This window comes from Scandinavium sp. M-37 (genome assembly GCF_043558715.1).
Taxonomy (GTDB): Bacteria; Pseudomonadota; Gammaproteobacteria; order Enterobacterales; family Enterobacteriaceae; genus Scandinavium; species Scandinavium vulneris_A.
In genome coordinates this window covers 16,815-28,003 of sequence record NZ_JBIGIN010000050.1, presented here as the reverse complement: position 1 = coordinate 28,003, position 11,189 = coordinate 16,815, and the positions used below count along the sequence as shown (strand labels likewise).

Here is an 11,189-nt window from a genome sequence, read left to right as displayed (position 1 = left end):
CAAAAGAGCGTTATCACCAGTGCACAAATATTAATTGCAGTTGCACGTTCGTCACGACAGAAACGGTCGAGCGCTACATCGTAAAGCCGGGTGAAGTGACACCGGCTCTGCCTCACCCCACATCGACAGGCCAGCAACAAATCGCCTGGATGTAAAACGAGGCCTCGCAAATGCGAGGCCTCTTTCATTCGATGTGGTCAATGCGTGGACATGACGAGAAATAAATCCTTTTATTTCATATCGATAAGGAATGTTTTAAATCACCATCCCTGTCTTCCCCCTCATGATGAGGGGGTTTTTTTTGCCTTTTTTCCGCCAACTGACATTAATCACATTCCGCTATACTACCCGCAGAAACGAGCAGGAGTGTTTATGAATCAATCCTATGGCCGCTTGGTCAGCCGGGCTGCAATTGCTGCGACGGTAATGGCGTCGGCGTTACTTTTGATTAAGATTTTTGCGTGGTGGTACACCGGTTCTGTCAGTATTCTGGCGGCACTGGTCGATTCGCTGGTGGATATTGCCGCTTCCCTGACTAACCTGTTAGTGGTGCGCTATTCGCTGCAACCGGCGGATGAAGAACACACCTTCGGGCATGGCAAGGCGGAATCCCTGGCGGCGCTGGCGCAAAGTATGTTTGTTTCCGGTTCAGCGTTATTCCTGTTCCTGACCGGGATTCAACATCTGATTACGCCTGAGCCGATGCGCGACCCCGGCGTCGGGATGGCGGTCACGGTCGTGGCGCTTATCAGCACCATTATTCTGGTTACCTTCCAGCGCTGGGTGGTACGCAAGACGCAAAGCCAGGCGGTGCGCGCAGATATGCTTCATTATCAGTCTGATGTTATGATGAACGGTGCGATTCTGGTGGCGCTTGCGCTGGCATGGTACGGCTGGCATCGTGCCGATGCCCTGTTTGCATTGGGGATTGGCATCTATATTTTATATAGTGCGTTACGTATGGGGTATGAGGCAGTGCAGTCGCTTTTAGACCGCGCACTCCCCGATGCAGAACGTCAGGAAATCATTAGCATCGTCAGTAACTGGCCGGGGGTCAGCGGTGCGCATGACCTTCGAACGCGGCAGTCAGGGCCGACCCGCTTTATTCAGATTCATTTGGAAATGGAAGATAACCTGCCGTTGGTTCAGGCGCATATCGTGGCTGAACAGGTGGAGCAGGCAATATTGCTACGTTTTCCGGGTTCTGATGTGATTATTCATCAGGATCCGTGCTCGGTAGTCCCAATGGGGCGACAGGGCTTTTTGGACTTTCGTAATTCGTTGTAAAAATGTGGGTCGGATCGGCATTATTTGGATAAATTACCGCCATTTGGCCTGACCTGAATCAATTCAGCACGAAGCTCTTGATATACTATTTCGCATAGAGTCGATCTCTCCCGTAGTCGGGGGCGCTTCGGGCAACAGAATTATTTTTAGCATTCCTAAGTTCAGAGGTAGTCATGATTAAGAAAATCGGTGTGTTGACAAGTGGCGGTGATGCCCCGGGCATGAACGCCGCCATCCGTGGTGTTGTGCGTGCAGCCCTCTCAGAAGGTCTGGAAATTTTTGGTATCTATGATGGCTACCTCGGACTGTATGAAGATCGTATGGTCCAGCTTGACCGTTACAGCGTCTCCGACATGATTAACCGTGGCGGCACCTTCCTGGGTTCAGCGCGTTTCCCTGAATTCCGTGAAGAACACATCCGTGAAGTGGCTATCGAAAACATGAAGAAGCGCGGTCTCGACGCGCTGGTAGTCATCGGCGGTGATGGCTCCTATATGGGTGCGAAGCGCCTGACCGAAATGGGCTTCCCGTGCATCGGTCTGCCAGGCACCATCGATAACGACATCAAAGGCACTGACTACACCATCGGTTACTTCACTGCGCTGGGTACCGTCGTTGAGGCTATCGACCGTCTGCGTGACACCTCCTCCTCACACCAGCGTATTTCCATCGTTGAAGTGATGGGCCGCTACTGTGGCGATCTGACTCTGGCGGCCGCGATTGCTGGCGGCTGTGAGTTCGTCGTCGTGCCGGAAGTGGAATTCAGCCGTGATGATCTGGTGGCTGAAATCAAAGCGGGTATTGCCAAAGGTAAGAAACACGCTATCGTCGCAATCACCGAACACATGTGCGACATCGACGAGTTGGCGAAGTACATCGAAACCGAAACCAAACGCGAAACCCGTGCGACCGTCCTCGGTCACATTCAGCGTGGGGGTTCTCCGGTGCCTTACGACCGTATCCTCGCTTCCCGCATGGGCGCGTATGCTATCGATCTGCTGCTGGAAGGCTTCGGTGGCCGCTGTGTCGGTATCCAGAACGAAAAACTGGTTCACCATGACATCATCGATGCTATCGAAAACATGAAGCGTCCGTTCAAGTCTGACCTGCTGGATTGCGCGAAAAAGCTGTACTAAGCGCTGACCGACAGTGAACCGCATCTGAATCCGTAATCCCCTGGGATTGCGGATTTTTTTATGCGCCAGGCTCTATACCTGCGCGCGCATGTACTGGGTTGCAACCTTAAAGGAAATCGACAATGTCACTGTATAGCGAAACCAAAGCGCAGTTTATTCATGGCCTGCAGAGTCTGAATGCTGTTCTCGAAAAGAGCGCGGCTTGGGCAAAAGAGCAGGGCGTTGATGAAGCGACGCTGTTGGATGCCAAACTGGCGGACGATATGTTCCCACTGAAACGTCAGGTGCAGGTCAGCTGCGATATGGCGAAGCGCACCGTTGCCCGTCTGGCCAACGTCGACGCCCCGGTGATGGATGATAACGAAAGCACCTTCGCACAGCTGCATGAACGTATCGCGGCCACCGTGGACTTTATGAAAAGCGTGCAGGATTCCCAGCTGGATGGCGACGACGAGCGTCCAATTATGGTGCAGGCCCGTGAGCATCAGCTGCACTTCACCGCCCGCAGCTACGTGTTCCAGTTCGCTGTGCCTAACTTCTATTTCCACACCACCACGGCTTACGGCATTCTGCGTCAGGCCGGTGTGCCACTGGGTAAACGTGATTTTTTGGGTAAGATTCAGTAAGTCCCCGCCCAAAACGAAAAAGCCTTCTCACAGAGAAGGCTTTTTTTATGCGACAAGGCGATTACTCGATGTCGAGTGCATCTTCCGACAGGATGATACCGGTGTTGTCGGCGTACAGATGGTCGCCGGAGAAGAAGGTAACGCCGCCGAAATTGACGCGCACGTCGCTTTCGCCGATGCCTTCACCTGCAGCACCAACCGGGATGGCGGCCATGGCCTGAATGCCGATGTCCAGCTCTCCCAGATCGTCCACCTGGCGCACCGCGCCGTAGACCACCATACCTTCCCACTCATTTTGCACCGCCAGACGCGCAAGGTCGGCATCAATCAATGCACGGCGTACGGAGCCACCGCCATCCACCAGCAGGATGCGGCCACGACCGTTCTGTTCGAGTAGATCGTACAGCAACCCGTTATCCTCGAAACATTTCACCGTGATAATTTGTCCACCAAACGACGACCGTCCGCCAAAATTGGAGAACAGCGGTTCAACGACATTGACATCTTCCTGGTAGATGTCGCAAAGCTCGGATGTATCGTATTTCATAGGCTTAACGTTCAGTTGCAGCGGGTGATTTCAGTATATCGTGCTAAGTGCATTGTTGGCAAAATCATCAATTGTTAATTGATATTTGTCAGTTAAGCAAACAGGCGGCTGAACACGATCCCAATCACAAACAAAAGGTTAGTCAGCAGGGCCGCTTTTACCGTGCGTTCAAGCATCGGGGGCATGTCAGCGGGTTGGTGATGGGTCATCACAAAGCGGGCCTGTTTGACCAGCAGCGGCAGGGCGAGAATAAATAGCCAGCCCCACAGACTGTGCAGTGCCAGCAGGTTAAACAGCGCCAGACACAGCGGGGCACCCATCAGCAGCACGGTGTGATAACGACGGGCGTTAACCGGCCCCAGACGTACCGCCAGGGTATTCTTGCCGTTCTCACGGTCGCTGTTGATATCACGCAGGTTGTTGATGTTCAGCACTGCGGTTGCCAACAGGCCGCAGGCGGTCGCGGGCAGGAACGTCACCGCTTCAAGGGTGTGCGCCTGCAAATACCAACTGCCCATCACGCTCAGCCAGCCGAAGAACATCAGTACCGAAATATCACCCAGGCCGATATAACCATAGGGGCGAGTGCCGACGGTATAGGTGATGGCAGCGATAATCGACACCCCGCCGAGCACCAGGAAACCGATAAAATCGGCCACCGACTGATAAGCGGTAAACAGTAACGCCAGCCCCGACAGACAAATCAGCCCCACCGTTACGATCAGCGCTTTTTTCATCTGCTGCTGGGTAATTGCGCCTTTTTGCATCCCGCGCAGTGGCCCAATCCGGTCGGGCTTATCGCTGCCTTTGATCGCATCGCCATAGTCGTTCGCCAGATTGGAGAGGATCTGCAGCAGCCCGGCAGTCGCCAGCGCCAGCAGCGCGACCAGCGGGTTAAAATGCCCTTGCCACCAGGCCAGCGCGGTGCCGACCACAATGGCGGCAAACGCCAACGGTAACGTTTTTGGGCGCAGGCTTTCCAGCCACGCCTGGGTACGACTCAGAGATTGTTCTGTCATTGTTCCAGCCAATAAAAATGGGGGCTAAAAGCCCCCATCAACGATGATGAAAATGCATTTACCGCGATTATAGGATAAAACGGCTCAGATCTTCATCTGCCACCAACGCATCGAGATGTTTACTCACATACTCAGCATCAATGGTAACGCTTTGACCATTCATCTCACTGGCATCATAGGAGATGTCTTCAATCAGACGTTCCAGCACGGTGTGCAGGCGACGAGCCCCGATGTTCTCTGTGGTCTCGTTGACCTGCCACGCGGCCTGAGCGATGCGCTTGATACCCTCTTCCGTGAACTCGATGCTGACCCCTTCGGTGGCCATCAGCGCTTTGTACTGCACGGTGACGGACGCGTTCGGCTCGGTCAGAATGCGCTCGAAGTCATGGGTGGTCAGTGCTTTCAGCTCAACGCGGATAGGCAGACGACCCTGCAATTCTGGGATAAGGTCAGACGGGCTAGCGACCTGGAACGCACCGGAGGCGATAAACAGAATGTGATCGGTTTTCACCATCCCGTGCTTGGTGGACACGGTACAGCCTTCAACCAGCGGCAGCAGGTCGCGCTGTACGCCTTCGCGGGACACGTCCGGGCCGGAGGAATTTCCACCTCGCTTACAGATTTTGTCGATTTCATCGATGAAGACGATACCGTGCTGTTCCACTGCTTCAATAGCGTCCTGCTTCAGCTCTTCCGGGTTCACCAGCTTGGCGGCTTCTTCTTCGATCAACAGCTTCATCGCGTCTTTGATTTTGACCTTACGCGGTTTCTGCTTCTGGCCACCCAGATTCTGGAACATGGACTGCAGCTGGCTGGTCATCTCTTCCATGCCCGGAGGGGCCATGATTTCAACGCCCATCGGTGCCGCGGCGAGATCGATTTCGATTTCTTTGTCGTCGAGCTGGCCTTCACGCAGTTTTTTGCGGAATGCCTGACGGGCAGCGGACGGCTCCTGCTGTGCTTCTGCCTGGCCCCAGTTGTTTTTGGCCGGTGGGATCAGCACGTCGAGAATGCGCTCTTCCGCCATTTCTTCGGCACGATAGCGGTTTTTGTCGATCGACTGCATGCGCACCATTTTGACGGCGGCATCGGTCAGGTCACGAATAATCGAGTCGACTTCTTTCCCGACATAGCCCACTTCGGTGAACTTGGTGGCTTCAACTTTGATGAACGGCGCGTTGGCAAGCTTTGCCAGGCGACGAGCGATTTCGGTTTTACCGACGCCGGTTGGGCCGATCATCAGAATGTTTTTCGGGGTTACTTCATGACGCAGCTCTTCGTCGAGCTGCATACGACGCCAGCGGTTACGCAGGGCGATAGCCACAGAACGCTTGGCAGCGTCCTGGCCGATAATGTGTTTGTCGAGTTCGCTGACAATCTCGCGTGGGGTCATTTCAGACATAGGAGATCCTTACGCTTTAGAAGGTAATTCTTCGATGGTGTGGAAGTGGTTGGTGTAGATGCAGATATCGCCTGCGATCCCCAACGCTTTTTCCGCAATTTCACGCGCGCCGAGCTCGGTGTTTTCCAGCAGCGCACGGGCTGCGGCCTGGGCATACGGGCCGCCGGAACCAATGGCAATCAAATCGTTTTCAGGCTGCACCACATCGCCGTTACCGGTGATGATAAGCGAGGCATTTTCGTCGGCAACGGCCAGCAGCGCTTCGAGTTTGCGCAGCATGCGGTCGGTACGCCAGTCTTTGGCGAGTTCCACCGCGGCTTTCACCAGATGTCCCTGATGCATTTCCAGTTTACGCTCGAACAGTTCAAACAGCGTGAAGGCGTCCGCAGTGCCGCCCGCAAAACCGGCGATCACTTTGTCGTTATACAGACGGCGTACTTTTTTCACGTTGCCTTTCATGACGGTGTTGCCAAGCGTGGCCTGACCATCACCGGCGATAACGACATGACCGTTACGGCGAACACTAACTATTGTTGTCACGAGAGGACCCCCTGGGTGTACAGAATACAGGCCCCGCACGTTGTACGGGGCAGAATGCATTTATAGATGGGGGGGATTTTGGGGGTTTCAACCCCCAGAGGCGAGACGAATGCAGTTTGCGTGGCCAGCAATCTTCAGACGGGAGATAGTGCCATCGGCGTTATCTTTGCCTTTCACCGGGCCAATGACCACGCGATTCCAGCCATTATTGGTGGTGATGCGAGAGTCAAAACCTTCAAACGCCAGCTGCGCACGAACGGTTTCCGCCTGATCGGCACCTTTAAACGAACCGCACTGAATCATCCAACGACGATCGTCTTTTTTCTCAGCGGTCTGTTTTGCAGGTTCCGGTTCACGTGTCACCGGGGCGGCCTGCTGCGTTTTCGGCTGGCTGGCGGTGGTATGCGTCGGCGTTTGCAGCAGATCCTGATACGGCTGTGTGCTTTGCTTCGGCTGTGTTTGCGTCTGACGCGGTTGCTGCGCCGGTTGGCTCTGCGCCGTGCGGGTCTGCGGTTGTTCGCTCACGCGAGTCTGCGTGCGCGGGGCCTGAACCGGCTGCGTTTGCGACCACTGCTGTTGCTGCTGAACCTGCTGCTGCGCCTGCTGTTGCAGACGCTGACGTTGCAGCGTTTGCTGACGCTGTTCCGGGGTTTGTTCGTTCCACGGCACTTCGGTCAGCTGCGTCGGCTGCTGGCGCATATCGGCCTGCATCTGCGCTAACAGCTGGCGCTGCTCATCGGTCAGCTGGTTGGCATTCTTCACTTCGCCACCCGCAGACGGCTCCGTTGGCGCACGCACGCCAGGCTGACGGCTTTCCAGTTCTTTAATGTAACGCCAGCGCTCTTCCGGCTTCGGCGGCAGGCCATTACCCGTCGCCTGACGGCCCTGCAGGGCTTCCGCTTCTTCTTTCTTGTGATGGGTGATGAAGTACAGGCCGCCGATAAAGGCAACCAACACAGCCGCTGCAATAGCGACCATGGCTGGTGAGACAGCAGGAAGGCTACTTTGTTTTTTCCGTGAGTTCCGCGAGGGACTCTTTTTTCGCCGCGAAGCAGCAGGTTTGCTGCGGCTTACATAATCTCGTTGTGCCACTGTCGTTTCGCTGTATTTATTCGTTCGTCAGCCCGCCATGTTACTTAAGCGGCGGGGCTTTGACCAGAAGCGCTAGTCTGAAAGCCGTTTAGTTTAAGGCTTATTTTTTGTGGTACTACCACGAATCACCAGTTCACAGTCGAGCAGGCGGGAACCGCTGCTCACATTCTGACCGCTCAGCTGATCGAGCAACAGCAGCATGGCTTCGCGGCCGATAGCAAAGCGCGGCTGCGAAACGGTGGTCAGCGGCGGATCACAAAATTCAGACAGGGAAATGTTATCGAAGCCGATAATCGACAGATCGTCCGGCACTTTCAGGCCACGACGTTTCGCCAGCGACAGAGCGCCCAGCGCCATGATATCGCTATGGCAGAAGACCGCCGTCGGCGGCTGTGGCAGCGCCAGCAGTTGTTCGAGTGCATTCGCCCCGGCTTCGTAAGTGAAGTTGCCACGCGCGATATAGTGCGGGTCAACGGTAATTCCGCAGCGTCTTAGCGCCTGCACGTAACCCTGTAAACGATAATGGCACAGCGGCATCTCTTCCGGCCCGGCAATACAGCCGATGCGCTGATGCCCTAGCTCGTGCAGGAAATTCACCGCATTAAACGAGGCGGTCAGGTTATCGATATGAACCGTCGGCAGCTCAAGCTCAGGCGCAAATTCGTTGGCCATCACCATTGGTGGCAAATTCCGTTGCTCTTCAATACTGGCGTCAAACGGCAGGCGTGAACCCAGCAGCAGCATACCGTCGATTTGTTTGGTGATAATGAGGTCGATGAAGGTTTTTTCCTGCTGATTCTGATGCGCACAGTCGCCAATCAGCACCAGATATCCCTGCTCAGCCGCGGTGATTTCGATACCGCGGATGATTTCACTGAAGAAGGGATCGCAGATGTCAGGCACAATGACCAGGATGGTTCTCGACTCGTTGCGCTTCATGTTACGGCCCATCGCCTGAGGAAAGTAACCCACCTCCAGCGCGGCTTTTTCCACCTTATTGCGGGTGGCCTGTGACACTTTGTCGGGATTCATCAATGCCCGGGAAACGGTTGCCGTAGAGACATTCGCTTTCTGGGCGACATCCTTCATGGTTGCCGAAACAACCTCATTTTTGGACTTCACCTGGGTTCTCCTCGCTGACGGGGGCAGAGACTTCCACTGTCTCTGACAACAGTCTCTTTTTTATCAGAGAGTCAGTCAGGAGAGTTACAGAAATTTCATGAAAATTGTGACGGATGCTGAATTTTTCGATCTGTCTCGCAGCACGACGGGTTAGCCTTCGATCGGGTCCACATCGAGCACCCATTTCACTTTTCGTGAAGCGGGCAGGGTATTAATTAACGCCATCGCCCCGCTGACAATATGCTGTAAACGCAGGCGTGACGGGTGTTGCAGTACAATCTGCCAGCGCCAGCGGCCACCGCGTTTGGGGGCCAGCGCCGGCACCGGGCCGAGCAGCCACAGCTTATCGTCCACCAACGGACTGGCCTGAATCAGGTTACGCAGCTGCTGCAAAAACAGCGGGGCTTCCTGATTATTGTGATCTTCCGCGCGAATCAGCACATGGCTGGTCCACGGCGGCAGTTGCAGCGTCTGACGCTCCGCCAGCGCCTGCTGGGCAAAGGCGTCATAACCCTGATGCAGCAAGGTTTGCAGCAACGGATGTTCCGGGTGATGGGTTTGCAGAATCACTTCGCCCTGCTTTCCGGCGCGGCCCGCACGGCCCGACACCTGGGTGTACAGCTGCGCGAACCGCTCGGCGGAACGGAAATCGGCCGAGAACAACGCGCCGTCCACGTCCAGCAGTGCCACCAATGTCACATCCGGGAAGTGGTGGCCTTTCGCCAGCATCTGAGTGCCGATAAGAATTCTCGCTCCGCCGCGATGCACTTCCGCCAGATATTGCTCCAGCGCGCCTTTGCGGCTAGTGGTGTCCCGGTCGATTCGCGAAATCGGGACATTGGCAAACAGCGGGGCCAGCACTTCCTCTAGCTGTTCGGTGCCTAACCCTACCGGCACCAGATGGGTCGAACCGCAGGATGGACACTGGCGGGGAATCGGGCGCTGACTGTCGCAATGGTGGCAGCGCAGGTGGCGATGGGTCTGATGCAGGGTGTAATAGCTGTCGCAGCGCGGGCATTCCGCAATCCAGCCACATTCATGGCACAGCAGCGTGGGGGCATATCCGCGGCGATTAAGGAATAAGATGACCTGATTATCGGCCTGCAGATGCTGACGCATCCGGCTAATTAACGCCGGAGAAAGCCCGGCCTGCAGTTGCTGACTCTTCAAATCCAGCACGTGCTGGTTCGCTGGACGCGCGTTTCCGGCGCGTTTGGTCAGTTTGAGCTGATGATATTTGCCCTGACGTACGTTATGCAGCGTTTCCAGTGCCGGTGTAGCTGAACCGAGAATAATCGGAATTTGCTCATTATGCGCGCGCCAGACGGCCAGGTCACGGGCATGATAGCGCCACCCTTCCTGCTGTTTGTAGGAGCTGTCATGCTCTTCGTCGATAACGATCACCCCGAGATTTTTGAACGGGGTAAATAAGGAAGAGCGGGTGCCAATCACGATCCCGGCTTCGCCGTTCTTCGCTTTCAGCCAGGCCGACAGACGCTCGCTGTCGTTCAATTGTGAGTGCAGCACTTCGACCGGGGCGTTAAAGCGTTCGCGAAAACGGGCAATAGTCTGCGGCGTCAGGCCGATTTCCGGCACCATCACCAGCGCCTGTTTACCCTGCGCCAGTACGTTTTCCAGCACGCTCAAATAGACTTCCGTTTTACCCGAGCCGGTAACGCCCGCCAGCAGCCAAGCAGAAAATTTATCCGATGCGCTGTGAATAGCCCCGACCGCGGTGGCCTGCTCCGTGTTAAGGCGCAGACGCTCGCCGGTGACCGCGTAGCCGTTGCGCCAGTCTGAAATATCAGGCGCCTCGCTGGCTAAATCGCAGTAGCCTTTTTTACGCAACGCTTGCAGGGCGGCATCGTTAAATTCGAGCTCAGCTACCTGATGGCGCCAGATTTTGCCCTGACGCAGCGCGGCTAAGGCCTGTTGCTGCTTCGCGGAACGCTTAAGGGTGTGGATGTCCACCGCCTGACCCTGTTCCGTTGCAAACCAGTACCACAGCGGCGCGGCGCTGGCGGGTTTCCCTTGACGCAGCAGAATCGGCAGGGCGTGAAACAACACGTCGCCAATCGGATGATGATAATACTCCGCCGCCCACTGCAGCATGCGCCAGACGGCAGGTGAGTAGACCGGTTCATCATCCAGCACTTCCACCACGCTTTTCAGATCGGACAGCGGCAGTTCGCTGTTATCGCTGACGGAGACCACAATCCCCACCCGCTCCTGCTGCTTGCCAAACGGCACGCGCACGCGACATCCGGCCTGAGCGCTGATGCCTTCGGGCAACAGATAGTCAAAGGTGCGTGGTAGTGGAACGGGCAGGGCAACGTGTGCGACGGGCATCGAATCTTCCTGACTTGAAAAGGGGCGCGTTAGTATACACATTACACTAAGGCGACGAGCGGATCAGTT

The 11,189-nt window shown here is 55.7% G+C and carries 11 protein-coding genes; 4 read left to right on the top strand and 7 right to left on the bottom strand.

The annotated features are described in order from the left end of the window. From ACG0Z5_RS22405 to ACG0Z5_RS22390, 4 genes are all read left to right on the top strand, one after another. Positions 1-155, top strand: a 155-nt coding sequence (locus ACG0Z5_RS22405) for an ogr/Delta-like zinc finger family protein (protein WP_394451304.1), incomplete at its 5' end; no start/stop codon positions are given. 217 nt (positions 156-372) lie between these two features. Further along, a complete protein-coding gene (gene fieF / locus ACG0Z5_RS22400) occupies positions 373-1,287 on the top strand; it encodes a CDF family cation-efflux transporter FieF (RefSeq protein ID WP_394451303.1) in 915 nt (304 codons plus the stop codon). 173 nt (positions 1,288-1,460) lie between these two features. Then, positions 1,461-2,423, top strand: coding sequence for a 6-phosphofructokinase (pfkA, locus tag ACG0Z5_RS22395; RefSeq protein ID WP_394451302.1), 963 nt, complete (start codon positions 1,461-1,463; stop codon positions 2,421-2,423). A 122-nt stretch (positions 2,424-2,545) separates the two neighbouring features. Continuing rightward, entirely contained in the window at positions 2,546-3,049 is a 504-nt protein-coding gene (locus ACG0Z5_RS22390) for a DUF1993 family protein (protein WP_394451301.1), read from the top strand. A 61-nt stretch (positions 3,050-3,110) separates the two neighbouring features. Here ACG0Z5_RS22390 and rraA read toward each other — a convergent pair whose 3' ends face one another. From rraA to priA, 7 genes are all read right to left on the bottom strand, one after another. After that, positions 3,111-3,596 (bottom strand): ribonuclease E activity regulator RraA, encoded by a 486-nt coding sequence (rraA, locus tag ACG0Z5_RS22385; RefSeq protein WP_394451300.1) that lies wholly within the window; start codon positions 3,594-3,596, stop codon positions 3,111-3,113. 92 nt (positions 3,597-3,688) lie between these two features. Then, entirely contained in the window at positions 3,689-4,615 is a 927-nt protein-coding gene (gene menA / locus ACG0Z5_RS22380; RefSeq protein ID WP_394451299.1) for a 1,4-dihydroxy-2-naphthoate polyprenyltransferase, read from the bottom strand. Between the two features lie 67 nt (positions 4,616-4,682). Continuing rightward, on the bottom strand, positions 4,683-6,017 hold the full coding sequence (hslU, locus tag ACG0Z5_RS22375) for an HslU--HslV peptidase ATPase subunit (RefSeq protein WP_394451298.1): 1,335 nt from the start codon (positions 6,015-6,017) through the stop codon (positions 4,683-4,685). 9 nt (positions 6,018-6,026) lie between these two features. Continuing rightward, positions 6,027-6,557: an ATP-dependent protease subunit HslV gene (hslV, locus tag ACG0Z5_RS22370; RefSeq protein ID WP_319629572.1), complete on the bottom strand. Its 531-nt coding sequence runs from the start codon at positions 6,555-6,557 to the stop codon at positions 6,027-6,029. Between the two features lie 87 nt (positions 6,558-6,644). Beyond that, on the bottom strand, positions 6,645-7,649 hold the full coding sequence (ftsN, locus tag ACG0Z5_RS22365) for a cell division protein FtsN (RefSeq protein WP_394451297.1): 1,005 nt from the start codon (positions 7,647-7,649) through the stop codon (positions 6,645-6,647). 93 nt (positions 7,650-7,742) lie between these two features. Beyond that, positions 7,743-8,771, bottom strand: coding sequence for a DNA-binding transcriptional regulator CytR (gene cytR, locus ACG0Z5_RS22360; RefSeq protein WP_319629570.1), 1,029 nt, complete (start codon positions 8,769-8,771; stop codon positions 7,743-7,745). Positions 8,772-8,921: 150 nt separating this feature from the next. Next, the gene (priA, locus tag ACG0Z5_RS22355) at positions 8,922-11,120 is read right to left on the bottom strand and encodes a primosomal protein N' (RefSeq protein ID WP_394451296.1); all 2,199 of its coding nucleotides are present in this window, start codon (positions 11,118-11,120) and stop codon (positions 8,922-8,924) included. Between the last annotated feature and the right edge of the window lie 69 nt (positions 11,121-11,189).